The 25,900-nt window shown below is 70.6% G+C and carries 27 protein-coding genes; 17 read left to right on the plus strand and 10 right to left on the minus strand.

Translation table 11 applies throughout. The features are described 5' to 3' along the window. Positions 1–4: 4 nt before the first annotated feature. Positions 5–1,123: a transaldolase gene (gene tal / locus ACFYY1_RS05365; protein WP_388581067.1), complete on the minus strand. Its 1,119-nt coding sequence runs from the start codon at positions 1,121–1,123 to the stop codon at positions 5–7. A 34-nt stretch (positions 1,124–1,157) separates the two neighbouring features. Further along, entirely contained in the window at positions 1,158–3,260 is a 2,103-nt protein-coding gene (gene tkt / locus ACFYY1_RS05370; protein WP_388581070.1) for a transketolase, read from the minus strand. A 448-nt stretch (positions 3,261–3,708) separates the two neighbouring features. Between tkt and ACFYY1_RS05375 the strand changes: the two genes are divergently transcribed. Next, entirely contained in the window at positions 3,709–4,662 is a 954-nt protein-coding gene (locus ACFYY1_RS05375; protein WP_388581073.1) for a heme o synthase, read from the plus strand. 110 nt (positions 4,663–4,772) lie between these two features. After that, positions 4,773–5,129, plus strand: a complete 357-nt coding sequence (locus ACFYY1_RS05380; protein ID WP_259929401.1) for a hypothetical protein — start codon at positions 4,773–4,775, stop codon at positions 5,127–5,129. A 91-nt stretch (positions 5,130–5,220) separates the two neighbouring features. Here ACFYY1_RS05380 and ACFYY1_RS05385 read toward each other — a convergent pair whose 3' ends face one another. The 3 genes from ACFYY1_RS05385 to ACFYY1_RS05395 all read right to left on the minus strand — a co-directional run bounded on the left by ACFYY1_RS05385 (position 5,221) and on the right by ACFYY1_RS05395 (position 8,045). Then, on the minus strand, positions 5,221–6,234 hold the full coding sequence (locus ACFYY1_RS05385) for a heme A synthase (RefSeq protein ID WP_388581077.1): 1,014 nt from the start codon (positions 6,232–6,234) through the stop codon (positions 5,221–5,223). 120 nt (positions 6,235–6,354) lie between these two features. Further along, positions 6,355–7,122 (minus strand): ABC transporter permease, encoded by a 768-nt coding sequence (locus tag ACFYY1_RS05390; RefSeq protein ID WP_383708808.1) that lies wholly within the window; start codon positions 7,120–7,122, stop codon positions 6,355–6,357. Beyond that, positions 7,119–8,045, minus strand: coding sequence for an ABC transporter ATP-binding protein (locus ACFYY1_RS05395; RefSeq protein ID WP_388581081.1), 927 nt, complete (start codon positions 8,043–8,045; stop codon positions 7,119–7,121). The genes ACFYY1_RS05390 and ACFYY1_RS05395 overlap by 4 nt, the downstream gene beginning before the upstream one ends. 137 nt (positions 8,046–8,182) lie before the next feature. Between ACFYY1_RS05395 and ACFYY1_RS05400 the strand changes: the two genes are divergently transcribed. From ACFYY1_RS05400 to ACFYY1_RS05440, 9 genes are all read left to right on the plus strand, one after another. Further along, positions 8,183–8,923 carry a helix-turn-helix transcriptional regulator gene (locus ACFYY1_RS05400; protein ID WP_388581084.1) on the plus strand — a complete coding sequence of 247 codons (741 nt, stop codon included), beginning with the start codon at positions 8,183–8,185 and terminating at the stop codon, positions 8,921–8,923. Further along, complete coding sequence (gene sufB, locus ACFYY1_RS05405; RefSeq protein WP_266736472.1) at positions 8,920–10,341, plus strand: Fe-S cluster assembly protein SufB; 1,422 nt, start codon at positions 8,920–8,922, stop codon at positions 10,339–10,341. Before ACFYY1_RS05400 ends, sufB begins: the two co-directional genes overlap by 4 nt. Positions 10,342–10,396: 55 nt before the next feature. Further along, the gene (gene sufD / locus ACFYY1_RS05410) at positions 10,397–11,578 is read left to right on the plus strand and encodes a Fe-S cluster assembly protein SufD (RefSeq protein ID WP_388581088.1); all 1,182 of its coding nucleotides are present in this window, start codon (positions 10,397–10,399) and stop codon (positions 11,576–11,578) included. Beyond that, complete coding sequence (locus ACFYY1_RS05415) at positions 11,578–11,895, plus strand: bifunctional 3-phenylpropionate/cinnamic acid dioxygenase ferredoxin subunit (RefSeq protein ID WP_388581091.1); 318 nt, start codon at positions 11,578–11,580, stop codon at positions 11,893–11,895. Before sufD ends, ACFYY1_RS05415 begins: the two co-directional genes overlap by 1 nt. A 7-nt stretch (positions 11,896–11,902) precedes the next feature. Beyond that, a complete protein-coding gene (sufC, locus tag ACFYY1_RS05420) occupies positions 11,903–12,667 on the plus strand; it encodes a Fe-S cluster assembly ATPase SufC (RefSeq protein ID WP_266736468.1) in 765 nt (254 codons plus the stop codon). Further along, complete coding sequence (locus ACFYY1_RS05425; protein ID WP_351255300.1) at positions 12,664–13,920, plus strand: cysteine desulfurase; 1,257 nt, start codon at positions 12,664–12,666, stop codon at positions 13,918–13,920. The genes sufC and ACFYY1_RS05425 overlap by 4 nt, the downstream gene beginning before the upstream one ends. 25 nt (positions 13,921–13,945) lie before the next feature. Next, positions 13,946–14,401, plus strand: a complete 456-nt coding sequence (gene sufU, locus ACFYY1_RS05430; RefSeq protein ID WP_072483050.1) for a Fe-S cluster assembly sulfur transfer protein SufU — start codon at positions 13,946–13,948, stop codon at positions 14,399–14,401. Continuing rightward, positions 14,398–14,736, plus strand: a complete 339-nt coding sequence (locus ACFYY1_RS05435; RefSeq protein ID WP_388581096.1) for a metal-sulfur cluster assembly factor — start codon at positions 14,398–14,400, stop codon at positions 14,734–14,736. The genes sufU and ACFYY1_RS05435 overlap by 4 nt, the downstream gene beginning before the upstream one ends. A gap of 146 nt (positions 14,737–14,882) precedes the next feature. Beyond that, complete coding sequence (locus tag ACFYY1_RS05440; RefSeq protein ID WP_388581099.1) at positions 14,883–16,274, plus strand: hypothetical protein; 1,392 nt, start codon at positions 14,883–14,885, stop codon at positions 16,272–16,274. A gap of 31 nt (positions 16,275–16,305) precedes the next feature. Here ACFYY1_RS05440 and ACFYY1_RS05445 read toward each other — a convergent pair whose 3' ends face one another. Continuing rightward, positions 16,306–17,334 (minus strand): hypothetical protein, encoded by a 1,029-nt coding sequence (locus ACFYY1_RS05445; RefSeq protein WP_388581101.1) that lies wholly within the window; start codon positions 17,332–17,334, stop codon positions 16,306–16,308. Between the two features lie 187 nt (positions 17,335–17,521). Between ACFYY1_RS05445 and ACFYY1_RS05450 the strand changes: the two genes are divergently transcribed. After that, complete coding sequence (locus tag ACFYY1_RS05450; RefSeq protein WP_388581530.1) at positions 17,522–17,842, plus strand: DMT family transporter; 321 nt, start codon at positions 17,522–17,524, stop codon at positions 17,840–17,842. Beyond that, positions 17,842–18,378: a TetR/AcrR family transcriptional regulator gene (locus ACFYY1_RS05455; protein ID WP_388581104.1), complete on the plus strand. Its 537-nt coding sequence runs from the start codon at positions 17,842–17,844 to the stop codon at positions 18,376–18,378. The genes ACFYY1_RS05450 and ACFYY1_RS05455 overlap by 1 nt, the downstream gene beginning before the upstream one ends. A gap of 25 nt (positions 18,379–18,403) precedes the next feature. Here ACFYY1_RS05455 and ACFYY1_RS05460 read toward each other — a convergent pair whose 3' ends face one another. After that, positions 18,404–19,291, minus strand: coding sequence for a winged helix-turn-helix transcriptional regulator (locus ACFYY1_RS05460; protein ID WP_388581107.1), 888 nt, complete (start codon positions 19,289–19,291; stop codon positions 18,404–18,406). Positions 19,292–19,399: 108 nt separating this feature from the next. Between ACFYY1_RS05460 and ACFYY1_RS05465 the strand changes: the two genes are divergently transcribed. Then, complete coding sequence (locus tag ACFYY1_RS05465; protein WP_388581110.1) at positions 19,400–20,629, plus strand: MFS transporter; 1,230 nt, start codon at positions 19,400–19,402, stop codon at positions 20,627–20,629. Between the two features lie 88 nt (positions 20,630–20,717). Beyond that, positions 20,718–21,707, plus strand: coding sequence for a 2,3,4,5-tetrahydropyridine-2,6-dicarboxylate N-succinyltransferase (dapD, locus tag ACFYY1_RS05470; protein ID WP_388581113.1), 990 nt, complete (start codon positions 20,718–20,720; stop codon positions 21,705–21,707). On the opposite strand, the gene dapA is transcribed toward dapD, so the two are convergent. Then, entirely contained in the window at positions 21,704–22,588 is an 885-nt protein-coding gene (gene dapA, locus ACFYY1_RS05475) for a 4-hydroxy-tetrahydrodipicolinate synthase (protein WP_388581116.1), read from the minus strand. The genes dapD and dapA overlap by 4 nt on opposite strands. Positions 22,589–22,741: 153 nt before the next feature. On the opposite strand from dapA, the gene ACFYY1_RS05480 reads away from it, so the two are divergent. Continuing rightward, positions 22,742–23,401 (plus strand): DUF4232 domain-containing protein, encoded by a 660-nt coding sequence (locus tag ACFYY1_RS05480; RefSeq protein ID WP_388581119.1) that lies wholly within the window; start codon positions 22,742–22,744, stop codon positions 23,399–23,401. A gap of 9 nt (positions 23,402–23,410) precedes the next feature. On the opposite strand, the gene ACFYY1_RS05485 is transcribed toward ACFYY1_RS05480, so the two are convergent. Together ACFYY1_RS05485 and ACFYY1_RS05490 are read right to left on the minus strand one after the other, a co-directional pair. After that, the gene (locus ACFYY1_RS05485; RefSeq protein WP_388581122.1) at positions 23,411–23,854 is read right to left on the minus strand and encodes a GNAT family N-acetyltransferase; all 444 of its coding nucleotides are present in this window, start codon (positions 23,852–23,854) and stop codon (positions 23,411–23,413) included. A gap of 60 nt (positions 23,855–23,914) precedes the next feature. Further along, positions 23,915–25,048 carry a lipid II:glycine glycyltransferase FemX gene (locus ACFYY1_RS05490; protein WP_388581125.1) on the minus strand — a complete coding sequence of 378 codons (1,134 nt, stop codon included), beginning with the start codon at positions 25,046–25,048 and terminating at the stop codon, positions 23,915–23,917. Positions 25,049–25,185: 137 nt separating this feature from the next. Here ACFYY1_RS05490 and ACFYY1_RS05495 point away from each other — a divergent pair, with 137 nt between their 5' ends. Continuing rightward, the gene (locus ACFYY1_RS05495; protein WP_388581128.1) at positions 25,186–25,899 is read left to right on the plus strand and encodes an antibiotic biosynthesis monooxygenase; all 714 of its coding nucleotides are present in this window, start codon (positions 25,186–25,188) and stop codon (positions 25,897–25,899) included. The last annotated feature ends 1 nt before the right edge of the window (position 25,900 follow it).

Here is a 25,900-nt window from a genome sequence, read left to right on the forward strand (position 1 = left end):
GTGGTCAGCCCTCCGAAGGGGCGAGGCGCTTGAGCTCCGCCTCGGTCGAGTTGAGCAGGTCGATCCAGGACGCCTCGAACTTCTCGACGCCCTCGTCCTCCAGGAGCTGGACGACGTCGTCGTAGGAGATCCCGAGCTTCGCCACCGCGTCGAGCTCGGCGCGGGCCTGCTCGTAGGTGCCGGCGATGGTGTTGCCGGTGACCTCCCCGTGGTCCGCCGTGGCGTCCAGGGTGGCCTCGGGCATGGTGTTCACCGTGCCGGGGGCGACCAGGTCGACGACGTACAGGGTGTCCTTGTACGCGGGGTCCTTGACGCCGGTCGAGGCCCACAGCGGACGCTGCTTGTTGGCCTGCGCCTTGTCCAGGGCGGCCCAGCGCTCCGAGCCGAAGACCTCCTCGTACGCCTGGTAGGCCAGCCGGGCGTTGGCGAGCGCGGCCTTGCCCTTGAGGGCCTTGGCCTCGTCGGTGCCGACGGTGTCGAGGCGCTTGTCGATCTCGGTGTCCACGCGGGACACGAAGAACGAGGCCACCGAGTGGATCAGGGAGAGGTCCAGGCCCGCGGCCTTCGCCTTCTCCAGGCCCGCCAGGTAGGCGTCCATGACCTCGCGGTAGCGCTCCAGCGAGAAGATCAGCGTGACGTTGACGCTGATGCCCTTGCCGATGACCTCGGTGATCGCCGGGAGACCGGCCTTCGTCGCCGGGATCTTGATGAGCGTGTTCGGCCGGTCCACCAGCCAGGCCAGCTGCTTGGCCTCGGCGACGGTGGCCGCGGTGTGGTGGGCCAGTCGGGGGTCGACCTCGATGGAGACCCGGCCGTCCTGGCCGTCCGTGGCGTCGAAGACCGGGCGCAGGATGTCCGCCGCGTCCCGCACGTCGGCCGTGGTGATCATGCGGATGGCCTCGTCGACGGTGACCTTGCGGGTGGCGAGGTCGGTGAGCTGCTGCTCGTACCCGTCGCCCGAGGAGATCGCCTTCTGGAAGATCGACGGGTTGGTGGTGACGCCCACGACGTGCTGCTGGTCGATCAGCTCGGCGAGATTGCCGGAGGTGATCCGCTTGCGCGACAGGTCATCGAGCCAGATCGCCACGCCCTCGTCGGAGAGGCGCTTGAGTGCGTCTGTCATGAGAATTGCATCTCCTACTAGTCGTATATCGGCGTCAGCGCGCGGCTGCGGCGAGAGATTCCCGCGCGGCGGCGGCGACGTGCTCGCCGGTGAAGCCGAACTCGCGGAAGAGGACCTTGGCGTCGGCCGAGGCACCGAAGTGCTCCAGCGACACGATCCGGCCGGCGTCACCGACGTAGCGGTACCAGGTCAGACCGATGCCGGCCTCGACCGCGACGCGCGCCTTCACGGACGGCGGCAGGACGCTGTCCTTGTACGCCTGGTCCTGCTCCTCGAACCACTCGACCGACGGCATCGAGACCACCCGGGTCGGAATGCCGGCCGCCTGCAGCTCCTCGCGCGCCTCGACCGCGAGGTGCACCTCGGAGCCGGTGCCGATCAGCAGCACCTGCGGCTCTGTGCTCTGCCCGTCGGGCCTCTCGGCCTCGAAGAGCACGTAGCCGCCCTTGGCCGCGTCCTCGTTCGCCTCGTACGTCGGAACGCCCTGGCGGGTCAGCGCCAGACCGTGCGGGGCGCCCTTGCCGAACACCTTGGTGTAGCGGCGCAGGATCTCGCGCCAGGCGATGGAGGTCTCGTTGGCGTCGGCCGGGCGGACGATGTTCAGGCCCGGGATGGCGCGCAGCGCGGCCAGGTGCTCCACCGGCTGGTGGGTCGGGCCGTCCTCGCCGAGACCGATCGAGTCGTGCGTCCACACGTACGTCACCGGCAGGTGCATCAGCGCGGACAGGCGCACGGCGTTGCGCATGTAGTCGGAGAACACCAGGAAGGTGCCGCCGTAGATACGGGTGTTGCCGTGCAGCGCGATGCCGTTCATGGCGGCGGCCATGGCGTGCTCGCGGATGCCGAAGTGGATCGTGCGGCCGTACGGGTCCGCGCCCGGCAGCGGGTTGCCCGCCGGGAGGAACGACGACGTCTTGTCGATCGTGGTGTTGTTCGAGCCCGCGAGGTCGGCGGAGCCGCCCCACAGCTCGGGGATGATCTCGCCGAGCGCCTGGAGCACCTTGCCGGACGCGGCGCGGGTGGCGACACCCTTGCCCGGCTCGAAGACCGGGAGCTTGTCCTCCCAGCCCGCGGGCAGCTCGCCGGCGGAGATCCGGTCGAACTCGGCGGCGCGCTCCGGGTTGGCGGTGCGCCACGCGGCGAAGCTCTTCTCCCACTCGCCCCTGGCCTCGCGGCCGCGGTCCAGCGCCTCGCGGGTGTGGGCGATGACCTCGTCGGCGACCTCGAAGGTCTTCTCCGGGTCGAAGCCGAGCACCCGCTTGGTCGCGGCGACCTCGTCGGCGCCGAGCGCCGAGCCGTGCGAGGCCTCGGTGTTCTGGGCGTGCGGCGCGGGCCAGGCGATGATCGAGCGGGCCGCGATGAACGACGGGCGACCGGTCTCGGCCCTGGCCGCCTGGAGCGCCGCGTACAGACCCGCCGGGTCCAGGTCGCCGTTGGGCAGCTGGTCGACGCGCTGGACGTGCCAGCCGTACGCCTCGTACCGCTTCAGGGTGTCCTCGGAGACCGCAGTCTCCGTGTCGCCCTCGATGGAGATGTGGTTGTCGTCCCACAGCAGGACCAGGTTGCCGAGCTTCTGGTGCCCGGCCAGCGAGGACGCCTCGGCGGAGATGCCCTCCTGGAGGCAGCCGTCACCGGCGACGACCCAGACCATGTGGTCGAAGGGGGAGGTGCCGGGGGCCGCCTCCGGGTCGAACAGGCCGCGCTCGTAGCGGGCGGCCATCGCCATGCCCACCGCGTTGGCGACACCCTGGCCCAGCGGGCCGGTGGTCGTCTCGACGCCGGTGGTGTGGCCGTACTCCGGGTGGCCGGGGGTCTTCGAGCCCCAGGTGCGGAAGGCCTTGAGGTCATCGAGCTCCAGGCCGTACCCGGCCAGGTAGAGCTGGATGTAGAGGGTCAGGCTGGTGTGACCGGCCGACAGAACGAACCGGTCGCGTCCGGCCCAGTCCGCGTCGGCGGGGTCGTGGCGCATCACCTTCTGGAAGAGGGTGTACGCGGCGGGAGCGAGGCTCATGGCCGTACCAGGGTGGCCGTTTCCGACCTTCTGTACGGCGTCCGCTGCAAGGACACGGACAGTGTCCACGGCCCGCTGGTCCAATTCGGTCCACTGGAGATCTGTGGTGGTCGGCTTGGTGCTCACCCTGAGTCAGGGCTCCTCTCCACTGTTGTAAACCGGTGACTGTGACCGCACCGGGCGTTGTCGAGCCTACCCCCGTCGGAACAAGCATTTTCCGCTGCTTTCCAGGGTGCAGGCGGCCCGCGGAGTTCGCCTCCCGTATGAGCGCGACGCCTCACTTCTGCGCCACTCCGATGAGCGCTTCTCCTTACTTATGGGCCCTCCGATGAGCGGGTCCTCGTACTTCTGTGCCGCCGGGGTGAGCGGGGCGCTGGTCACGCGCAGTATCACGGCGGCGGGAACCGCGGTCCGGGTGCCGTGACAAGGGGAGAGGGACCCCCGCTTCCACGCCTCCTCAACACGACCCACCCCCGCGAAGGAGGGCCTGTCCCCAACGTCTACAGTGGTCTGGTTCGCGCAAGTCTTTACCGGGCCTTCACGCCCGGAGCTTGCTGGGATTTCTCTGTCAGGGGTGTGCGTGACGGCCGTCGAGTCCCGACCCGCAGGGGTCGCCTTGACTCCCAGCCCAGGGGGCCATCGCCCGTTCGGGGCCCGTGTCAAGGCATTCGTGGCGCTGACCAAGCCGCGGATCATCGAGCTGTTGCTGATCACCACTGTTCCGGTGATGTTCCTCGCCGCTCAGGGCGTGCCCGACCTGTGGCTCGTGCTCGCCACCACCGTCGGCGGATATCTCTCCGCGGGCGGTGCCAACGCGCTGAACATGTACATCGACCGCGACATCGACGCGCTGATGGACCGCACGTCGCAGCGCCCGCTGGTCACCGGCATGGTGAGCCCGCGCGAGTGCCTGGCCTTCGGCTTCGCGCTCGCCGTGATCTCGACGGTCTGGTTCGGCCTGCTGGTCAACTGGCTGTCGGCGGCGCTGTCGCTCGGCGCGCTGCTGTTCTACGTCGTCGTCTACACGATGCTGCTCAAGCGCCGCACCTCGCAGAACATCGTCTGGGGCGGCATCGCGGGCTGCATGCCGGTCCTCATCGGCTGGTCGGCCGTGACGAACTCCATGTCGTGGGCGGCCGTCATCCTCTTCGCCGTCATCTTCTTCTGGACGCCGCCGCACTACTGGCCGCTCTCCATGAAGGTGAAGGACGACTACGCCCGGGTCGGCGTCCCGATGCTCCCGGTCATCGCGTCCAACCGGGTGGTGGCCCGCCAGATCGTCATCTACAGCTGGGTGATGGTGGCCGTCTCGCTGCTGCTGACCCCGCTGGGCTACACCGGCTGGTTCTACACGGGGGTGGCGCTGCTGACCGGCGGGTTCTGGCTCTGGGAGGCGCACGGCCTGCAGAACCGGGCCAAGGCCGGTGTGACCGGGGCCAAGCTCAAGGAGATGCGGCTGTTCCACTGGTCCATCACCTATGTCTCCCTGCTCTTCGTCGCCGTGGCGGTCGACCCCTTCCTGAGGTAGTCCCGCTTCTCGGTCCCTGCTGACGATTCCTGCCGACGGGCGGGGTACGTGGCCCAAGCCACGTACCCCGCCCGTCGCGCGTCGACCTACCCGTCGGTAGCATCCTGAACATGGCTGAGACGGCAGAGACCCAGGTGGAGAGCGGCAAGCAGGCGGCCCGCGCGGAGCGCAGGGCGGCGAAGCTCGCCAAGGAGATCGGCGCCTTCGCCAAGGCGCACGGCGGTGCGGAGGGACAGCTCGCCTACATCGGGCAGCGGGGCGCCCGCATCGTGCTCGTGGGCGAGGACGGTGGCTGGGGCGATCTGGTCGCCCCCTCGTACGCGGTCGCCGAGAGCGCCACGCGCAAGGCCGGGATCACGATGCACGACGAGTTCGACGGGGAGTTCGCGGCGAAGGTCCGCACCGGCCCGTACGAGTGGACGCGGATGGCCGGCATCCAGATCGGCGGCCCCTCCGACAAGGCCTGACCAGCACTTCCCCGTACAGAACGGCGATCGCCGGACGGGTTCCTGCTCGGAACCGTCCGGCGATCGCCGTCGTGCGTCGTACGGAGAGGCGTCAGCCGGCCGCCGCGGGCTCCGGCTGCTCGGTGGCGGGGCCGGGCACCGCGGCCACGGCCACGGGGCGCTCGCGCAGCGACAGGACCACCCGCACCACCGCGATCCACACCAGGCACGAGCCCAGCATGTGCAGACCGACCAGGATCTCCGGCGTGTCGGTGAAGTACTGCACGTACCCGATCACGCCCTGGGCCATCAGCACCAGGAAGAGGTCACGGGCACGGTGCAGCGGGCCGGCCGGCGCGTCGACGGCCTTCAGCACGAACCAGAGGGCGACGGTCAGCGCCACCACGACCCAGGCCAGATCGGCGTGCAGCTGCGCGATCATCTTCCAGTCGATCGGGATGCGGTGCACATCGCTGGAGTCGCCCGCGTGCCGACCGGCGCCGGTGACCACCGTGCCGACCGCGACCAGCAGCCCCGCGGCGACCGTGAGCAGCCAGGTCAGCTGGGAGACCGCCTTGCCGACCAGCGGCCGGGGCGCCTCGTCGCCCTCGCCGACCCGCTGCCAGGTCACCAGCGCGACGGTGAGCAGCGCCGTGGAGAGCAGGAAGTGCGCGGCGACGGTGTACGGGTTGAGGCCGACCAGCACCACGATGCCGCCGAGCACGGCGTTGCCCATGACCACCCAGAACTGCACCCAGCCGAGCTTCGTCAGGCTGCGCCGCCAGGGCTTGGCGGACCGGGCGGCGATGATCGCCCACCCGACGGCCGCGCACAGCACGTACGTCAGCATCCGGTTGCCGAACTCGATGGCGCCGTGGAAGCCCATCTCGCTCGTCGCCGTGAGGCTCTCGTCGGTGCACTTGGGCCAGGTCGGGCAGCCGAGGCCGGAGCCGGTCAGCCGCACCGCGCCGCCGGTCACGACGATGAGCACGGCCATGACGACGGCGGACATGGCCGCACGGCGGACCGTACGGGGGGAGGGGGTCCATCGCTCGGCGATGTACAGGAGCGGGTTCCGCGCGGCTTGAGCGACTTCGGCTCGGGTCAGCTTGGGCACGCGCACCATCGTAGGCGGCGGCTTGTGCAAGCTTTCACGAGGGGGACGAGATACCCCGAAACGTCGACGGAGCGCGTCCGCGCGCTCACGTGCGGCGGTGGCCGCCGGGCCCGCTCACGGCCGCCGGGCTCACTCCCAGCGGAAGAACTTCGCCGCCGCGCCCAGCCCCAGGACCGCCCACACCGCCAGGACGCCGAGGTCGCCCCAGGGCATCGCCGCGCCGTGCTGGAGCACGTCCCGCAGACCGTCCGACAGAGCCGCGATCGGCAGCAGCCCGAGCACCGACTGCACCGCGTCCGGGAACTTGTCCAGCGGCACGATCACCCCGCCGCCCACCAGCAGCAGCAGGAAGACCAGGTTGGCCGCGGCGAGCGTGGCCTCCGCCTTGAGCGTCCCGGCCATCAGCAGCCCGAGCCCGGAGAAGGCCGCCGTGCCGAGCACGAGCAGCAGCAGGACGGCGAGGGGGTTGCCGTGCGGCGACCAGCCGAGCGCGAACGCGATCACCGTGAGCAGCACCACCTGGAGCACCTCGGTGACCAGCACCGCGAGGGTCTTGGCGGTCATCAGCGCCCAGCGCGGCAGCGGCGAGGCCGCGAGCCGCTTGAGCACTCCGTACCGCCGCTCGAAACCGGTGGCGATGGCCTGGCCCGTGAAGGCCGTGGACATCACGGCGAGCGCGAGGATGCCGGGCGCCAGGAAGTCGACGGACTCGCCCGCGCCGGTGTCCACGATGTCGACCGCGCTGAACAGCACCAGCAGCAGCGTCGGGATGATCACGGTCAGCAGCAGCTGCTCGCCGTTGCGCAGCAGCATCCGCGTCTCCAGGGCGGTCTGCGCGGCGATCATGCGGCCCAGCGGGGCGGCGCCCGGCCGGGGGGTGTACGTACCGGCGCTCATGCGCGCAGCTCCTTGCCGGTCAGTTCCAGGAAGACGTCCTCCAGCGTGTGCCGCTCCACGGAGATGCCCGACGGCATCACTCCGTGCTGGGCGCACCAGGAGGTGACGGTGGCCAGCAGCTCCGGGTTGACGTCACCGGAGATGCGGTACGCGCCCGGGAGGATCTCGGCCGCCTCGGAGCCGTCCGGCAGCGCCTTCAGCAGCGAGCCGATGTCGAGACCGGGGCGGCCGGTGAAGCGCAGGGTGTTCTCGGCGCCGCCCCGGCAGAGCGTCTCGGGGCTGCCCTGGGCGATGACCCTGCCCGCGTCGATGACGGCGACGTCGTCGGCGAGCTCCTCGGCCTCGTCCATGAAGTGTGTGGTGAGGACCACGGACACCCCGTCGGCGCGCAGCTCGCGCACGAGCTCCCAGGTGGAGCGGCGGGCCTGGGGGTCGAGGCCGGCGGTCGGCTCGTCGAGGAAGACCAGTTCGGGGCGGCCCACGACGGCCATCGCCAGGGCGAGCCGCTGCTGCTGGCCGCCGGAGAGCCGCCGGTAGGCCGTACGGCCGCAGCCGCCGAGGCCGAGGCGCTCGATCAGGGTGTCGACGTCCAGCGGGTGGGCATGGAGCTTCGCCATGTGGCGGAGCATCTCGTCGGCGCGCGCCCCGGAGTAGACGCCACCCGACTGGAGCATCACGCCGATTCGGGGGCGGAGCGCCGCGGCGTCGGCGACCGGATCGAGGCCGAGGACCCGGACCGTGCCGGCGTCGGGGCGGCGGTAGCCCTCGCAGGTCTCGATCGTGGTGGTCTTGCCGGCGCCGTTGGGGCCGAGGACGGCGGTGACGGCGCCGGTGCGTACGCACAGGTCGAGGCCGTCCACAGCGGTCTTGGGGCCGTACCGCTTCACCAGGCCGCGAACCTGTACGACGGACTCGCTCTTCATGGCGGGTAAGTCTAGGCAAGGGTGGAAGGGCGCCCGTCTCCCGGGGCCGGATTAGGTAACCCTAAGTGATGAACGGCACCGTAGATCGTTCCGGACCGTGGTTGTCAGGGCCGGATGAATTACGCAACAATGGCGTTGTGAAATACGTTGGCGAGGCTCCGCAGGAGGAACTCGCGACCGGAGAGCGCTCGACGCGCAACCGGGTCGCGCGCTCCATCCTGGACCACGGCCCGTCCACCGTCGCCGATCTGGCGAAGCGCCTCGGCCTCACCCAGGCCGCGGTCCGCCGCCATCTCGACGCCCTCGTCACCGACAGCGTCGTGGAGGCCCGTGAGCAGCGGGTCTACGGGGCGCGGACCCGTGGCCGCCCGGCCAAGGTGTTCGCCCTCACCGACTGCGGCCGGGACGCCTTCGACCAGTCCTACGACCAGCTCGCGGCGGACGCCCTGCGCTGGATCGCCGAGACCGCGGGCGAGGAAGCGGTGGCCGCTTTCGCCCGCGCCAGGATCGAGGCCCAGTCCGAGGCGTACCGTACGGCGGTCGAGGCCGCGGACCCCGAGGCCCGCACCGAAGCGCTGGCCAAGGCCCTGTCCGTCGACGGGTACGCTGCTACGGCGCGTAGCGCGCCCGGTCCGCAGCAGGGCGAGCAGCTGTGCCAGCACCACTGCCCGGTCGCCCATGTCGCCGAGCAGTACCCGCAGCTGTGCGAGGCGGAGACGGAGATCTTCTCCAGCCTCCTCGGGACGCATGTGCAGCGTCTGGCCACCATCGCCCACGGCGACGGCGTGTGCACGACGTACATTCCGCGCAGCGGCCACCCAGCACCACAGACCACCAATTCAGCATCTGCAAGCACGGCCGGGAGGAACCCCGCATGACGCTCCCTACGGAGACTGCCCACCCTGAGCTCGAGGGTCTGGGTACGTACGAATTCGGCTGGGCCGACTCCGACGCGGCGGGTGCCGCCGCCAAGCGCGGGCTCTCCGAGGAGGTCGTCCGCGACATCTCGGCGAAGAAGAACGAGCCCGAGTGGATGCTGAAGCTGCGCCTCAAGGGCCTGCGCCTCTTCGACAAGAAGCCCATGCCGAACTGGGGCTCGGACCTGTCGGGCATCGACTTCGACAACATCAAGTACTTCGTGCGGTCCACGGAGAAGCAGGCGGAGTCCTGGGAGGACCTGCCCGAGGACATCAAGAACACCTACGACAAGCTCGGCATCCCGGAGGCGGAGAAGCAGCGCCTGGTCGCCGGTGTCGCCGCGCAGTACGAGTCCGAGGTCGTCTACCACCAGATCCGTGAGGACCTGGAGGAGCAGGGCGTCATCTTCCTGGACACCGACACCGCGCTGAAGGAGCACCCGGAGCTCTTCAAGGAGTACTTCGGCACCGTCATCCCGGTCGGCGACAACAAGTTCGCCTCGCTGAACTCGGCCGTGTGGTCCGGCGGCTCGTTCATCTACGTGCCCAAGGGTGTCCACGTCGACATCCCGCTCCAGGCCTACTTCCGTATCAACACGGAGAACATGGGCCAGTTCGAGCGGACGCTGATCATCGTCGACGAGGACGCCTACGTCCACTACGTCGAGGGCTGCACCGCCCCGATCTACTCCTCCGACTCGCTGCACTCCGCGGTCGTCGAGATCATCGTGAAGAAGGGCGGCCGCTGCCGCTACACGACGATCCAGAACTGGTCGAACAACGTCTACAACCTGGTCACCAAGCGCGCCGTGGCCTACGAGGGCGCGACCATGGAGTGGGTCGACGGCAACATCGGCTCCAAGGTCACCATGAAGTACCCGGCCGTCTACCTGATGGGCGAGCACGCCAAGGGCGAGACCCTGTCCATCGCCTTCGCGGGCGAGGGCCAGCACCAGGACGCCGGCGCCAAGATGGTCCACATGGCACCGAACACCTCCTCCAACATCGTCTCCAAGTCGGTGGCGCGAGGCGGCGGCCGTACCTCCTACCGCGGTCTGATCGAGATCGGCGAGGGCGCGCCGGGCGCGAAGTCCAACGTGCTCTGCGACGCGCTGCTGGTCGACACGATCTCGCGCTCCGACACCTACCCGTACGTCGACGTCCGCGAGGACGACGTGTCGATGGGTCACGAGGCGACCGTCTCCAAGGTCTCCGAGGACCAGCTCTTCTACCTGATGAGCCGCGGTCTGACGGAGTTCGAGGCGATGGCGATGATCGTGCGCGGCTTCGTCGAGCCGATCGCGAAGGAGCTGCCGATGGAGTACGCCCTTGAACTCAACCGGCTGATCGAGCTGCAGATGGAGGGTTCGGTCGGCTAGCAGGCCCGACGACCGACCCCCGATTCCGACAGAGAAAGCGAGCACTACGACAGCCATGGCTGAGGCTCAGAACATCCCGGCGGGCTCCACCACCACCGGATCCATCGCGGTGGCCGCCGAGTCGACCGTCGCCACGCGCATGAGCGCCCCCCCGTCCTTCGACGTCGCGGACTTCCCGGTCCCGCACGGCCGCGAGGAGGAGTGGCGGTTCACGCCGCTGGAGCGGCTGCGCGGGCTGCACGACGGCACGGCCGTCGCCACCGGCGGCGGTGTGAAGGTGGCGATCGAGGCCCCCGAGGGCGTCACCGTCGAGACCGTCGGCCGTGACGACTCCCGGCTCGGCAGGGCCGGCACCCCCGTGGACCGTGTCGCCGCCCAGGCGTACACGTCCTTCGAGCAGGCGTCCGTCGTCACGGTCGCCAAGGAGGCCGTGCTCACCGAGCCGATCCGCATCGCGGTGCACGGCGAGGGCGGCGTGGCCTACGGCCACCAGGTCGTCGAGCTGGGCGCCTTCGCCGAGGCCGTCGTCGTCATCGACCACACCGGTGACGCGGTGCTCGCCGCCAACGTGGACTACGTCCTCGGTGACGGCGCGAAGCTCACCGTCGTCTCCGTGCAGGACTGGGACGAGACCGCGGTCCACGTCGGCCAGCACAACGCGCTGGTCGGCCGGGACGCCTCGTTCAAGTCGATCGTCGTCACCTTCGGCGGTGACCTCGTCCGTCTCCACCCGCGCGTCAACTACGCGGGCACCGGCGGCGAGGCCGAGCTCTTCGGTCTGTACTTCACCGACAAGGGCCAGCACCAGGAGCACCGCCTCCTGGTCGACCACAACACCCCGCACTGCAAGTCCAACGCCGCCTACAAGGGCGCGCTCCAGGGCGACGGCGCCCACGCCGTGTGGATCGGTGACGTGCTCATCCAGGCCGCGGCCGAGGGCACCGACACCTACGAGATGAACCGCAACCTCGTCCTCACGGACGGCGCGCGGGTCGACTCCGTGCCGAACCTGGAGATCGAGACCGGCGAGATCGTCGGCGCCGGCCACGCCTCGGCGACCGGCCGCTTCGACGACGAGCAGCTCTTCTACCTGATGTCCCGGGGCATCGACGCCGAGGAGGCCCGCCGGCTCGTCGTGCGCGGCTTCTTCGCCGAGCTCGTCCAGCAGATCGGTCTGCCGGACGTCGAGGCGCGGCTGCTGGAGAAGATCGAGGCCGAGCTGAAGGCTTCCGTCTGATGGCCTTCGTCAAAGTCTGTGCGCTGAGTGAGCTGGAGGACGACACCCCCAAGCGGGTGGAGCTCGACGGCGTCCCGGTGTCCGTCGTCCGTACCGAGGGCGAGGTGTTCGCGATCAACGACATCTGCTCGCACGCGAACGTGTCCCTGTCCGAGGGCGAGGTCGAGGACTGCTCGATCGAGTGCTGGCTGCACGGCTCCAGCTTCGACCTGCGCACCGGCAAGCCGTCCGGCCTTCCCGCGACGCGCCCCGTCCCCGTATACCCCGTCAAGATCGAAGGGGACGATGTGCTCGTCTCCGTCACCCAGGAGTCCTGAGTCACCCATGGCAACGCTTGAAATCCGCGACCTGCACGTCTCCGTCGAGGCCGACAACGCCACGAAGGAGATCCTCAAGGGCGTCGACCTGACCGTGAAGCAGGGCGAGACCCACGCCATCATGGGCCCCAACGGGTCCGGCAAGTCCACCCTCGCGTACTCCCTCGCGGGTCACCCCAAGTACACGATCACCAGCGGTTCGGTGACCCTGGACGGCGAGGACGTCCTGGAGATGACCGTCGACGAGCGGGCCCGCGCCGGCCTGTTCCTCGCGATGCAGTACCCCGTCGAGATCCCCGGTGTCTCGGTCTCCAACTTCCTGCGCACCTCCGCCACCGCCGTCCGCGGCGAGGCGCCCAAGCTGCGTACCTGGGTGAAGGAGGTCAAGGAGACGATGGGCCGGCTCCAGATGGACCCGGCGTTCGCCGAGCGCAACGTCAACGAGGGCTTCTCCGGCGGTGAGAAGAAGCGCCACGAGATCCTCCAGCTGGAGCTCCTCAAGCCGAAGGTCGCGATCCTCGACGAGACCGACTCCGGTCTGGACGTCGACGCCCTGCGCATCGTCTCCGAGGGCGTCAACCGGGTCCGCGAGACCGGCGAGGTCGGCACCCTGCTGATCACGCACTACACGCGGATCCTCCGCTACATCAAGCCCGACTTCGTGCACGTCTTCGCCAACGGCCGCATTGCCGAGTCCGGCGGCGCCGAGCTCGCCGACAAGCTGGAGAACGAGGGCTACGAGGCATATGTGAAGGGTGGCGCTTCCGCGTGACACAGCTGCCGGGCCTCCTCGACACCGAGGCGATCCGCAAGGACTTCCCCCTGCTGGATCGTACGGTCCATGACGGGAAGAAGATCGTTTACCTGGACAGCGCTGCGACCTCGCAGAAGCCGCGCCAGGTGCTCGACGCCCTCAACGAGTACTACGAGCGGCACAACGCCAATGTGCACCGCGGTGTGTACACGATCGCGGAGGAGGCCACGGCGCTGTACGAAGGCGCCCGTGACAAGGTCGCCGCGTTCATCAACGCACCCAGCCGCGACGAGGTGATCTTCACCAAGAACGCCTCCGAGTCGCTCAACCTCGTGGCCAACATGCTCGGCTGGGCCGACGAGCCCTACCGGGTGGACCACGACACCGAGATCGTCACCACGGAGATGGAGCACCACTCCAACATCGTGCCGTGGCAGCTGCTCTCGCAGCGCACGGGCGCGAAGCTGAAGTGGTTCGGCATCACCGACGACGGCCGCCTCGACCTGTCCAACATCGAGGAGATCATCACGGAGAAGACGAAGATCGTCTCCTTCACCCTGGTCTCCAACATCATGGGCACCATCAACCCGGTCGAGAAGATCATCCGCCGGGCCCAGCAGGTCGGCGCGCTGGTCTGCATCGACGCCTCGCAGGCCGCCCCGCACATGGTGCTGGACGTGCAGGCGCTGCAGGCCGACTTCGTGGCCTTCACCGGTCACAAGATGGTCGGCCCGACCGGCATCGGCGTGCTCTGGGGACGGCAGGAGCTCCTGGAGGACCTGCCGCCGTTCCTCGGCGGCGGCGAGATGATCGAGACCGTGTCGATGCACTCGTCGACGTACGCCCCCGCGCCGCACAAGTTCGAGGCCGGTACGCCCCCGATCGCCCAGGCCGTCGGCCTCGGCGCGGCCGTGGACTACCTCTCGGCGATCGGCATGGAGAACATCTACCGGCACGAGCACGCGATCACCGAGTACGCGGTGAAGCGGCTCCTGGAGGTCCCGGACCTCAGGATCATCGGTCCGGCGACGGCCGAGGACCGCGGCGCCACGATCTCCTTCACGCTCGGCGACATCCACCCGCACGACGTGGGCCAGGTGCTCGACGAGCAGGGCATCGCGGTCCGGGTCGGACACCACTGCGCACGGCCGGTCTGCCTGCGGTACGGAATTCCTGCGACCACGCGAGCGTCGTTCTATCTGTACTCCACGCCCGCCGAGGTCGACGCCCTGGTGGACGGTCTGGAGCACGTACGGAACTTTTTCGGATAATGGGCGAGCGGCTGAGGGTTGACTGGTGAAGCTTGATTCCATGTACCAGGAAGTGATCCTGGACCACTACAAGCACCCCCACGGGCGCGGCCTGCGGGACGGCGACGCCGAGGTGCACCACGTCAACCCGACGTGTGGCGACGAGATCACTCTCCGGGTGAAGTACGACGGCGAGACCATCGCCGATGTGTCGTACGAGGGTCAGGGCTGCTCCATCAGCCAGGCCAGCGCCTCCGTGCTGAACGATCTGCTGGTCGGCAAGGAGCTGGGCCAGGCGCAGAAGATCCAGGAGACCTTCCTGGAGCTGATGCAGTCGAAGGGCCAGCTGGAGCCGGACGACGCGATGGAGGAGGTGCTGGAGGACGCGGTCGCGTTCGCCGGCGTCTCGAAGTACCCGGCCCGGGTGAAGTGCGCGCTGCTGAGCTGGATGGCGTGGAAGGACGCGACGGCCAAAGCGCTGTCCGAAGGGAAGACGGCATGAGCAACAACGAGACTCTGACGACGAAGCCGGCCTCCGAGGAGGAGGTCCGTGAGGCGCTGTACGACGTCGTCGACCCCGAGCTGGGCATCGACGTCGTCAACCTGGGCCTGATCTACGGCATCCACATCGACGACGCCAACATCGCCACCCTCGACATGACGCTGACGTCCGCGGCCTGCCCGCTGACCGATGTCATCGAGGACCAGGCGAAGTCCGCGACCGAGGGCATCGTCAACGAACTGCGGATCAACTGGGTCTGGATGCCCCCGTGGGGCCCGGACAAGATCACGGACGACGGGCGCGAGCAGCTGCGTGCCCTGGGCTTCAACGTCTGAGCCCCTTGCCGACGACGAACGGCCCCCGGCTTCGCGCCGGGGGCCGTTTTTCGTCGTTGTTTCACCTGCCGTACTCCTGAGGTGTGTCCCCCGTCGGCACGGGTAGCGGAACCTACCCGCGACACCACGCCGACGAGAGGCATGCCGTGCTGCATCAGTTCTCGCTCCCCGACCGCAGGATGGCCGCCGCGGGCGGAGTGCTCCTGCTGGCCGCGCTGGGGATCAACGCCCCCGCACACGCCGCGAGTTACGGAACTCCGACGATCTCTTTCTCGGCCTCCTACCTCTCCGGTGCCGTCGGTGCGAGCGGCGACCCCGTGGTCACTGTCACCGTCGCGCAGAGCGGGGCCGACGCGAGCGCGCTCGGCGTGGCCGCGTCCGCCAGCTCCAAGCCGTCCGTCGCCGGGACCGGGGACGTGACCGTGACCGGTACGGGTGCCACCCGGCAGCTCTCCGTCGCCGCGCACGGCCGCGGCTACACCGACCTCACGATCAAGGTCACCGGACTCGGCGGGAAGACCGCCACCAGGACGCTGCACTACGCCGCCTCCGCCGCCGTGCACAACGCCGCCGACACCTGCTACCTCACCGGCTCCTCGGACGCCTCGGCGGCCGTCGACGTCGGTGGCGGGTACCTGGTCGTGGCCGACGACGAGTCCAACACGCTGCGCCTGTACGACCGTTCCGCGTCCGGCGCGCCCGTGAAGAGCTGGGACGTCGGCCCGGAGCTCGGGGCGGACAAGGAGGTCGACATCGAGGGCGCGGCCCGGGTCGGCGACACCATCTACTGGACCGGCTCGCTCGGCAACAACAAGGACGGCGAGTACAAGTCCGATCGCAACACCGTCTTCACCACGACGGTGACCGGCTCGGGCGCGGCCACCGAGCTGACGGTGGGCGGCGAGTACGGGAAGCTCCGGGACGATCTCGTCGCGTGGGACAAGGCCAACGGCAACCGGCTCGGCTTCGCCGCGGGGACGGCGGACGGTGAAGCGCCCAAGCAGATCGACGGGTTCAACATCGAGGGCCTGGAGTTCGCGCCCGGCTCGACGACCACCGCGTACCTCGGCTTCCGGGCGCCGTTGGTCCCGCCGAAGGCGGGCGGCAAGGCCCTGATCGTGCCCGTCACCAACTTCGACGAGGTGGCCGGCAGCGGGGCGAAGGCGGTCATGGGCGCGCCGATCGAGCTGGACCTCGGCGGGCTCAGCATCCGGGACATCCGCAAGAACGCCGCCGACCAGTACCTGATCGTGGCCGGTTCCTGGGCGGCCGACGACAACTCCGACCCGTACGCCCTCTATGCCTGGGACGGGATCGCCTCGCACGCCCCGGTCAAGCGGGCCGATCTGCCGACCGCCGACGCGGGCGGCTGGGAGGCCGTCGTGGACGTTCCCGACCTCACCGTTCCGGGCGCCCGGACACAGCTGATCACCGATGCCGGTTCGGCCGACCTGTACGGGGACGGCACGGAGGCGAAGGATCTCGACCACGCCGAGTGGAAGAAGTCCCGCGCCGTCCGGTTCACCGTCGGCGGCTGACGGACCGGACGGGCGGGCCCCGGGCGCGGTCCTACGGCCCGTACGGCGGCGGCGGTGCGGCGGCCGCCGCCTCGGCCAGGGCCGGGCCCAGGTTCTCGGTGCGCATGCGCCGGTCGACGTAGAGCAGTCCGGTCACCAGCTGCGGGAACGTCGCCGCGATGAACTGGCCGATCAGCTGCCCGAGCGCCACGATCACCAGGTAGCCGCTCATGGCGAAGGCGATCGCGGCCGGGTTCGGGTTCTCGTTCAGGGTCGATCCGCCGAGGATGCCGGTGAACATGCCGAGGAACGAGAACGGGATCTGGACGAGGTAGCTCGCGACGTAGGCCATGCCGATGGCCAGCAGGGTGATCCCGAAGATCCGCCACCAGTCGCCGCGCACCAGCTGCGAGGAGCGGCGCAGGGCGGCCACCGGGGACTGGCCCTCGAACACCACGGCCGAGGGCGCCAGGCAGAACTTCACCCAGAGCCAGATCGCGAGCGGGGCGGTGGCCAGGGCGCCCAGGAAGCCGAGCGCGGTCCACAGCGCCAGGTTGCCCCCGTACTCCAGCGTGATGGAGCCGATGATCAACGCGAAGAAGCCGACCACCATGAGCACCATCGGGACCATCGCGACCAGGAAGGTCAGGACCACCGTTCCGAACACCGCCGGCACGCGGGCCCAGGCCCGGCGCCAGATGAAGGAGAAGGTGGTCGGCCTGCCCAGCACCGCCTCCTGCAGGATCGCGGGCACGGTCGCGTACATCATGGCCGTACCGACCGCGAAGGCGATCATGGCGACCAGCCAGACGACACCGAAGGCGATCACGATCGGCACCATGTCGGAGGACGTCGGGTCCTCCTCGGCGCTGAGCGAGATGACCGTGCGCAGGTGGTCGCTGACCGCGGAGTACCCGATCAGGGCCGTGGCGGCCACGATCACCACGGCCCCGCCGTACACGGCCGCGCCGATGCCGAACAGCTGCTTCCAGTAGCGCCCCATCGTGCTGAAGGCGCCGCCGAGTATGTCCCCGAGCTTCAGGGGCGCCAGCGGTATCGCCCCGGGCTTCGGCGGTGGCATCCAGCCGCCCCATCCCGGCGGACCCGGGGGCCCTCCGTACGGTGCTCCGCCGCCCCACCCTGCGTCCTGCGCCACTGCTGCTCCGTCATGTGTCGTTGTCCGGTGTGCTGGTCGGGACACCGTAGCGTCCCCGCTGGCCGAAAGCGCTCGTACCGTCGTTCGGGCAGCGATGCGTACACTCGTACACATGGGATACGGACTGCTGGCCGCGGCGATCGCGGCGGAGGTGGCCGGCACGACGGCCATGAAGTACAGCGAGGGCTTCACCCGGCTCTGGCCCTCGCTGATCACCGTCGTGGGATACCTCGTGGCCTTCGGGCTGCTCGCCCGGACGCTGAAGACGCTGTCGGTGGGCACCGCCTACGCGATCTGGGCCGGGATCGGCACCGCGGCGGTCGCCGCCATCGGCATCCTCTTCATGGGCGAGTCCGGCAGCCCGGTCAAACTGGCGGGCATAGCGCTGGTGATCGCCGGAGTGGTGGTGCTGAACCTGGGCGGGGCCCACTGATGGTGCGCCGCTACGACCCCGAGCGGCGCGACCGCATCATCGATGCCGCGATCAGGGTGGTCGGCGCCAAGGGCATCGCGGGGCTGAGCCACCGCTCCGTCGCCGCCGAGGCCGATGTGCCGCTCGGCTCGACGACGTATCACTTCGCCTCGCTGGACGAGCTGTTGACCGCCGCGCTGCGCCGGTCGAACGAGAACTTCGCCGAGGTCATGCGGGAGAGCGAGGCGCTGGCCGATCCGGCGGGCGACCTCGCCGAGGAGCTGGCCCGGCTGCTGGGGGAGTACTTCTCCGGCGGGCGCGGGCGGGCCGAGCTGGAGTACGAGCTGTATCTCGCCGCGCTCCGCAGGCCCGCGCTGCGGCCCGTCGCCGCCGAGTGGACGGACAACACCGCCGAGCTGCTGTCCCGGCGCACCGATCCGGCCACCGCGCGGGCGCTGATCGCGCTGATGGACGGGATCTGCCTGCAGGTGCTGCTCACCGGCGGCGAGTACGACGAGGCGTACGCGCGGGAGATGCTGCGGCGGATCGCCGGCTGACGGCTCCGCCGTCCCCGCGCATCCCTCACGCGCCGGACGGGCCCCCGTTCCGTACCGCCGCCAGGGCCGCCCGGACGCTCGCCTCGATGTCGGTGATCGGATACAGCGCCTCGCGGACCGTGCGGTCGCGGTCCACCACGAGCGTCAGCCGCTTCAGCCGGCTGATGCCGCCCGCGCGGAAGGTGGGCAGGCGCAGCGCCGCCGTCAGCTCCAGCTCCGCGTCGGACAGCAGCGGGAACCGCAGCCGTTCCGCGTCCGCGAAGGCCCGCTGCTCGTCCGGGCGCTGGGTGGAGACCCCCTGTACGGTCGCGCCCGCCGCGGTGAACTCGGCCAACTGGTCGCGGTACGTGCACGATTCGAGCGTGCAGCCGCTCGCGCCCGGGATCTCGGCCCAGCCCGGCGGATAGGCGTCCCGGCGCGAGTAGGCGCCGGGGAAGAAGTACAGGACGGTGTACGGGGTGCCGGCGACCGGGTCGCGTGGCGCGCCGTCGAGGTCCAGCAGCCGCAGCTCGGGCAGGCGGGTGCCCACCAGGGCGTGCACCCGGGCCGCCTCCTTCGAGGCCTCCGCGGTCGTCGCCATCACTTCCCCTTCTCCCAGTACCCAGGTGTCGCCCCAGTCCTGGAGCGCGATCAGCACGGGCAGCAGCGCGCGTCCACGCGGGGTGAGGCGGTACTCGTACCGGGGCGGCCGGTCCTGGTACGGCTCCCGGGAGAGCACCCCCGCGTCGACCAGCAGCCGCAGCCGCTCGGTCAGCACCTTGCGGGACACGCCCAGCTCCTGCTGGAGCGCGTCGAAGCGGTGCACCCCGCGCGCCGTGTCCCGCACGATCAGCAGGGTCCACCAGTCGCCCACGACGTCGAGCGCCTGGGCGATCGCGCAGTCGGCGTCGGCCAGGCTGGTGCGCTGGGGCATCGGCTCCTCCGTCTGTCTCCCGTATTCGCCGCTCACTGGATTGACCTGCAGGAAACCACGATGCCATAGTCAGTTCCCAAAAAGAACTTACTGGGGAGGGTGCTGGGGATGAGCTTTTCCGGGGTCGTGCGGGACGTGCCGCGCACCGTGCGGCTGCTGGCCTTCGGTTCCTTCCTCAACGGGGTCGTCAGCTTCACCTTCATCTACCTCTTCGTCTATCTGACCGGCCCGCGCGGACTGAGCGTCCCGCAGGCCGGAGTCGTCGCGGGCATCGGCGGCATCGGCCTGGTCGCGGGGAACTTCACCGGCGGCTGGTTCGGCGACCACTACGGCCACCGCCGGATGCTGCTGACCGGTGCCCTGGTCAGCGGCGCGGCGCTGGCCGCCCTGCCGGTCCTCCCGGTCGCGGCGATGTACGGGGTGCTGCCGCTCGCGCAGTACGCGGCGGGCGTGGTGCGCGCCGCCAACGCCGCGCTCGTCGCGGTCTCGGTCCCCGCGGGCGGCAGGCGCCAGAGCTTCGCCCTGGTACGGGCCGCGGGCAACGCCTCGTTCGCCGTCGGCCCGCCGCTCGGCGCGCTGATCGCCGCCCACTTCTCGTACGGCTGGCTGTTCGTCGCCGACGGCCTGGGGACCCTGCTCTTCGCCGGGTACGCGGCGGCGGTGCTCCCCGCGCACGCCGCCGCGCACGCCCGGCCGGAACGTGACCCCGGTGCGCCGGGCCTGTGGCGGGAGCTGCGGGCCAGGCCCGCCTTGCTGGTCCTGCTCGCCGCGATCCTCTGCGTCGACCTCGTCTACCGGCAGCAGTACTCGACCCTGCCCGTCTTCCTCGCCGAACACGGCCACGGCGACCAGTTCTACGGCTGGTTGCTGGCCGTCAACGGCGGCATCATCCTGCTGCTGGAACTCCCCGCCGCCCACGTGCTGCGCCGCCGGGCGCCGCTGTCCATCGTGGGCACCGGGCTGCTGCTGGTGGGTCTCGGCTACGCGGTGCTGATCCCCGGCGCCGGGGCGCTGTTCGCCGTCACCATGATGGCGTCACTGACCGCCGGCGAGATCCTCTACAAGACCACCGCGACGGCCTACGTCGCCGACCAGGCCCCGGACCACGCACAGGGCCGCTTCCAGAGCCTGTACGCGGGCGCCTCCATCAGCGGCCAGGTACTGGCGCCGCCGCTCGGCGGTGCGCTCTACGCCCACGCGCCCGGACTGCTCTGGCCCGCCTGCGCGGTGCTGGCCTGCGGCGCGGGGGCGGCGGTGCTGGCGGCGCGGCGGCTGCGGGGACCGGTGCGCGAGGCGGCCGCAGTACCGGTGCCCGAACGGCAGACACGGCCCGGCTGACCTGGCAGGTCCGGGTTCCCGGGCCGGACCTGCCCATCCGGCGAGACCGGTTGGCCCCGGTGGTGCCTCGCCGGTTAGGTTTCGTGTCATGACCGACACGACTCCTGCTCGCACCACCGGCGCCGTCGCCGCCGGCCTCGCCACCATCGCCGGCGACGGTTCCGTTCTCGACACCTGGTTCCCCGCCCCCGAACTCACCGCCGAGCCGGGCCCGGCCGGAACCGAGCGGCTCACCCCCGACCAGGCCGTCAACCTCCTCGGCGAGGGCGCCGGCAAGGCCATCGGCGTGGACGCCCGCCGCGGTGTCGAGGTCGTCGCCGTACGTACGGTCATCGCCACGCTCGACGACAAGCCGCTGGACGCCCACGACGCGTACCTGCGCCTGCACCTCCTCTCGCACCGCCTCGTCCAGCCGCACGGCCAGAACCTGGACGGGCTCTTCGGCCTCCTGGCCAACGTCGCCTGGACCTCGCTCGGCCCGGTCGCCGTCGACGACGTGGAGCGGGTGCGGCTGAACGCCCGCGCCGAGGGCCTGCACCTCCAGGTCACCTCGGTCGACAAGTTCCCCCGGATGACGGACTACGTCGCGCCGAAGGGCGTCCGGATCGCCGACGCCGACCGGGTCAGGCTCGGTGCGCACCTCGCCGCCGGTACGACCGTCATGCACGAGGGCTTCGTCAACTTCAACGCGGGCACCCTCGGCACCTCGATGGTCGAGGGCCGCATCTCCGCCGGTGTCGTCGTCGGCAACGGCTCCGACATCGGCGGCGGCGCCTCCACCATGGGCACCCTCTCCGGCGGCGGCAAGGAGCGCATCGTCATCGGTGAGCGCTGCCTGATCGGCGCCGAGGCCGGCGTCGGAATCGCGCTCGGCGACGAGTGCGTCGTCGAGGCCGGGCTCTACGTCACGGCCGGCACCCGCATCACGCTGCCGGACGGCCAGATCGTCAAGGCCCGTGAGCTCTCCGGCGCCTCGCACATCCTCTTCCGCCGCAACTCGGTCACCGGCGCCGTCGAGGCCCGCCCGAACAACGCGGTCTGGGACGGCCTCAACGACATCCTGCACAGCCACAACTAGTCCATGGCGGCGAGCAGTTCCCCGTAAGCCCTCCGCAGCCCGTCGGTCGCCCCGCGCCCGGCGGGCTGCAGCGGTTCACGGACCGGTCCGGCGTCGAGCAGCGCCTTCGCGGTGACCGTGCCGGGCAGCCCGGAGGCCATCATCGCCTCGGTGAGCGGGAGGACCAGGCGGTTGAGCCGGGCGGCCCGCGCGGTGTCCCCGGCGTCGAACGCGTCCAGGACCGCCCGCAGCGCACGGGGCGCCACATTGGCGACGGTGCTGACATAGCCCGCCGCGCCCACCGCGTACAACGGCAGATTCAGCTCCTCGCAGCCCGAGTAGTACGCCAGCGAGGTCGCGCCGATCACCTTCGTGGACCCCAGCAGGTCGTACGCGCAGTCCTTCACGGCCACGATGCGCGGGTGCTCCGCGAGCCGCAGCAGGGTCTCCGGCTCGATGCGGGTGCCGGTGCGGCCGGGGATGTCGTACAGCATCAGCGGAAGGCCACTCGCGTCGGCGACGCGCCGGAAGTGCGCCTCGACGGCGGGCTGCGGCGGCCTGCTGTAGTACGGCGTCACCACCAACAGGCCGTCCGCGCCCGCCTCTTCGGCCTGCCGGGCGAGGGAGACCGTATGCCGGGTGTCCGCGCTGCCGACCCCGGCGACGATCGGCACACCGTCGCCGACCGCCGCCCGGACCGCCCGCAGCAGCGCGGTCTTCTCGGCGTCGGTGGTGGTCGGGGACTCGCCGGTGGTGCCGCTGAGCACCAGCCCGTCGCAGCCGTCGGCGACCAGGGCGGCGGCATGCTTCCCGGCCGCGTCCGGGTCCAGCTCGCCGGAGTCGGTGAACGGCGTGATCATCGCGCAGAGCGCACGGCCGAAGGGGGTCACTGATGCGGTCATCCCCGAAGTGTCGGACGAGCCGACCGTGAAGGTCCACTTAGATCTGCTTGGGGTGAACGGCAAGCAGCGCTGAACAGTCGCGGGTCCGCGCCCACGGGTCTGGCATGATCGAACGACTGTACGGCAGGCCGATACCGGGGTGGGTGCGTGAGCATGCGAGGACTGACGTGGGCGGGGACCGGGAGACGGCCGCTGGCGGCCGGGCTGCTGGCCGGGGTGCTGGGCCTGACGCTCTCCGGATGCGCCGGGTTCCTCGTGCCGGCGGGCGAGGGCGAGCCGGAGCCGACGCCCAGCGATCCGTACCGGGTGCACGCCGACGAGCTGCCGACGCCGTTCCCCAGCGTCTCCGTCGAGGTCTCAGGCCGGCCGGGCGCGCAGGGGCCCGCGCCCACACCCACCGTCCCGGCCGGCTGCCCGTCCTCCGGGGTCGTCGTCGGCATGGGCGAGGTGGAGGCGGCGCTCGGCCACCGGGCCGTCGGACTCACCCTCACCAACTGCGGCAGCAAGCCGTACCGGGTCCACGGCTACCCGTCCGTCCGGGCCCTGGACGAGGCCGGCGACCCGCTGCCCGTCCCGGTGAACCCCGGCTCCTCCTACATGGGCACCGACCACGGGCCGAAGGAGGTCATGCTGAAGCCGGGCCGGACCGTGCGCTCGCTCCTGGCCTGGGTCTCCACCCCGACCGGCGGCGACCTCATCGAGGGCGACGCCCTGGAGATCGCCCCGGCGCCCGGACTGGAGGGGCGCACCTTCCCGCTCAAGGGCAGCGACGTACGGCTGCTCGACGAGCTCAACATGACCGCGTGGCGCTGATGCCTCGGCTCACAGGGCGAGCTTGAAGCCCTCGTGGCTGCGGGCGAAGCCCAGCGACTCGTAGAACCGGTGCGCGTCCGCGCGCCGCTTGCCGCTGGTCAGCTGCACCAGTCCGCACCCGCGCAGCCGGGCCCGGTCCACCACCTGCTCCATCAGCTCCCGGCCCAGCCCGCCGCCCCGCCGGTCGGCCCTGACCCGTACCGCCTCGATCAGCACCCGCTCCGCGCCGCCCCGGCCCAGCCCCGGTATGTACGTCGCCTGCGCACAGCCCAGCACGGTGTCGCCGTCCACCAGCACCAGCATCTCGTTGCGCGGGTCGCTCCCGATGGCGGCGAAGGCCCGCTCGTACGCGTCGTCGACCACGACCGAGGCCGGATCGACGACCTGTTCCTCGTCGGCGAGCAGGGCGAGGACGGCGGGCAGGTCGGCGCGGGTGGCGGTGCGCAGGATCATGCTCCGGAGTCTGGCACGGGCGCCGGAGCACCCGGCGCCCGGCCCACCGGCCCGGCAAGGTCAGCGGCGCGCCATGTAGAGGCTGAACGCCTTGTGGAGCACCTTGTTGAGCGGGTAGTCCCACTCGCCGATGTACTCGGCGGCCCGGCCGCCGGTACCGACCTTGAAGCGCAGCAGGCCCACCAGATGGTTGCTCTCGTCCAGGGTGTCGGTGATGCCGCGCAGGTCGTAGACGGCCGCGCCCCGCTCGTGCGCGTCGCTCATCATGCGCCACTGGATGGCGTTGCTGGGCTGGACCTCGCGCAGCCGGCCGGTCGAGGCGCCGTAGGAGTACCAGACGTGGTTCCCGACGGTCAGCATCGTCGCGGCGGAGAGCGTCTCGCCCTCGTACCGGGCGAGGTAGAGCCGCATCCGGTCGGGGTCCTCGGCCCGCAGCGCGGTCCACATCCGCTGGAAGTAGCCGAGCGGACGGGGGATGAAGCGGTCGCGCCCGGCCGTCTCGCGGTACAGCTCGTAGAAGGCCGGGAGGTCCTCGTAGTCGCCCTCGACGACCTTGACGCCCGCCTTCTCCGCCTTCTTGATGTTGCGCCGCCACTGCTGGTTCAGATTGCCCCGGATCTCCTCCAGGGACAGTCCGGCGAACGGGACCTGGAAGACGTACCGGGGCTGCCCCGCGCTGAAACCGTCCTCGCTCTCCTCCTCGCCGCGCCGCCAGCCCAGCCCGCTCAGCTGCTTCACCACCTCGTCGGCCCGCGGCTCCCGCGCGTCCGGCTCCACGTCGCGCAGCCGGCCGGCGGCCGGGTCGGCGATGGCGTCCTTCACCGTCCGGGCGTCCCAGCGCCGGGCGACCACCGGCGGACCCATCCGCACCGAGAACGCGCCCTGCGCCTTCAGATGCGCCAGCATCGGATCCAGCCACTCACGCAGACCGCCGTCGTGCCAGTCGATGACCGGGCCCTCCGGCAGATAGGCCAGATAGCGCTTCACCCGGGGGATCGGCCGGTACAGCACGAGCCCGGCCCCGACGATCCGCTCCCGGCCCGCGCCGTCGCGGTCGAACCAGCCGATGCTCTCCGCACGCCAGTCGGGCTTCACGTCGCCCCACGACGGAACCTGCATATGGCTCACGGCCGGCCGGCTCGCGACGAACGCCAGATGCTCCTCGCGGCCGATCGTCCGAAGGTGCGGTGCCATGGGGTACTCCGTTCGTTGTGCTGTCGGTGGGTCCGACGGTGTCGACGGGGCGTGCTGTTGACCTCAAGCGGACTTGACGTATCAGGGTGGTCCGCAACGGCGTGCCACCCCGGTGCGCCCGCCAGAAAGGTCCCGTCATGAGCGTGCGATTCGAATCCGGTCCCGATCTTGCCCGTAACGACGCAGGACTCGTCAAGGCGAGCACCTGGGACACCGGCACCCCGGAACGCATGCGGCGGACGGTCGAGGCCATCCGCGAGGCGTGGGAGAGCCGGGACTGGCCGCATCCGGGACTTCTTTCGTACACCGTCCACGCCGGTGAGGACGGCAGGACCCTCTTCCACTACAGCCAGTGGAGTGGTGAACAGGCGTACCAGGACTTCTTCCGGCACGGCAGGGACGAGCGCAACGCGGACATCGACGCCGCCGTGCCGGACATCCGGCGGCTCGGGCTGCACACCCTGGAGCTCTACCGTTCCACGCCGCCCCGGGAGGGCGACGGCCGGGAGCCGGGCTGCGTCGTGATCGTCGACGTGGAGTTCGACGGTGCGGACAAGGCGCGGCAACGGGACTGGGTGGACACCGTGTTCGAGGCACTGGGCACCGACCCGGCGCCCGCCCCGGGCGGCATCTCCGGGCACTTCCATGTGAGCACCGACGGGACCCGGGTGCTCAACTACGCCGAATGGGAGAGCGCGGCCGCCCACATCGACGCGCTGGCCGCGCCCGGGGCCGGGATCGGGTCGGGCACGCCGCAGTGGGAACGGGTGCGGTCGTACCCGGGGGTGAGCGGCGGCGGGGTCCACCGGTACACGCCCGCGCTCAGCATCCGGCCGAGCGCGGGCGCGTAGG

The sequence above is a fragment of the Streptomyces sp. NPDC001890 genome (assembly GCF_042891445.1).
GTDB lineage: Bacteria > Actinomycetota > Actinomycetes > Streptomycetales > Streptomycetaceae > Streptomyces.

Bases quoted from the DNA above. Each gene is read 5' to 3' on its own strand.
- tal (WP_388581067.1), bottom strand. From the start codon at position 1,123: ATGACAGACGCACTCAAGCGCCTCTCCGACGAGGGCGTGGCGATCTGG.
- ACFYY1_RS05380 (WP_259929401.1), top strand. From the start codon at position 4,773: ATGGCTGAGACGGCAGAGACCCAGGTGGAGAGCGGCAAGCAGGCGGCC.
- ACFYY1_RS05385 (WP_388581077.1), bottom strand. From the start codon at position 6,234: ATGGTGCGCGTGCCCAAGCTGACCCGAGCCGAAGTCGCTCAAGCCGCG.
- ACFYY1_RS05390 (WP_383708808.1), bottom strand. From the start codon at position 7,122: ATGAGCGCCGGTACGTACACCCCCCGGCCGGGCGCCGCCCCGCTGGGC.
- ACFYY1_RS05395 (WP_388581081.1), bottom strand. From the start codon at position 8,045: ATGAAGAGCGAGTCCGTCGTACAGGTTCGCGGCCTGGTGAAGCGGTAC.
- sufB (WP_266736472.1), top strand. From the start codon at position 8,920: ATGACGCTCCCTACGGAGACTGCCCACCCTGAGCTCGAGGGTCTGGGT.
- sufD (WP_388581088.1), top strand. From the start codon at position 10,397: ATGGCTGAGGCTCAGAACATCCCGGCGGGCTCCACCACCACCGGATCC.
- ACFYY1_RS05415 (WP_388581091.1), top strand. From the start codon at position 11,578: ATGGCCTTCGTCAAAGTCTGTGCGCTGAGTGAGCTGGAGGACGACACC.
- sufC (WP_266736468.1), top strand. From the start codon at position 11,903: ATGGCAACGCTTGAAATCCGCGACCTGCACGTCTCCGTCGAGGCCGAC.
- ACFYY1_RS05435 (WP_388581096.1), top strand. From the start codon at position 14,398: ATGAGCAACAACGAGACTCTGACGACGAAGCCGGCCTCCGAGGAGGAG.
- ACFYY1_RS05445 (WP_388581101.1), bottom strand. From the start codon at position 17,334: ATGCCACCGCCGAAGCCCGGGGCGATACCGCTGGCGCCCCTGAAGCTC.
- ACFYY1_RS05450 (WP_388581530.1), top strand. From the start codon at position 17,522: ATGGGATACGGACTGCTGGCCGCGGCGATCGCGGCGGAGGTGGCCGGC.
- ACFYY1_RS05455 (WP_388581104.1), top strand. From the start codon at position 17,842: ATGGTGCGCCGCTACGACCCCGAGCGGCGCGACCGCATCATCGATGCC.
- ACFYY1_RS05460 (WP_388581107.1), bottom strand. From the start codon at position 19,291: ATGCCCCAGCGCACCAGCCTGGCCGACGCCGACTGCGCGATCGCCCAG.
- ACFYY1_RS05465 (WP_388581110.1), top strand. From the start codon at position 19,400: ATGAGCTTTTCCGGGGTCGTGCGGGACGTGCCGCGCACCGTGCGGCTG.
- dapD (WP_388581113.1), top strand. From the start codon at position 20,718: ATGACCGACACGACTCCTGCTCGCACCACCGGCGCCGTCGCCGCCGGC.
- dapA (WP_388581116.1), bottom strand. From the start codon at position 22,588: ATGACCGCATCAGTGACCCCCTTCGGCCGTGCGCTCTGCGCGATGATC.
- ACFYY1_RS05480 (WP_388581119.1), top strand. From the start codon at position 22,742: ATGCGAGGACTGACGTGGGCGGGGACCGGGAGACGGCCGCTGGCGGCC.
- ACFYY1_RS05485 (WP_388581122.1), bottom strand. From the start codon at position 23,854: ATGATCCTGCGCACCGCCACCCGCGCCGACCTGCCCGCCGTCCTCGCC.
- ACFYY1_RS05490 (WP_388581125.1), bottom strand. From the start codon at position 25,048: ATGGCACCGCACCTTCGGACGATCGGCCGCGAGGAGCATCTGGCGTTC.
- ACFYY1_RS05495 (WP_388581128.1), top strand. From the start codon at position 25,186: ATGAGCGTGCGATTCGAATCCGGTCCCGATCTTGCCCGTAACGACGCA.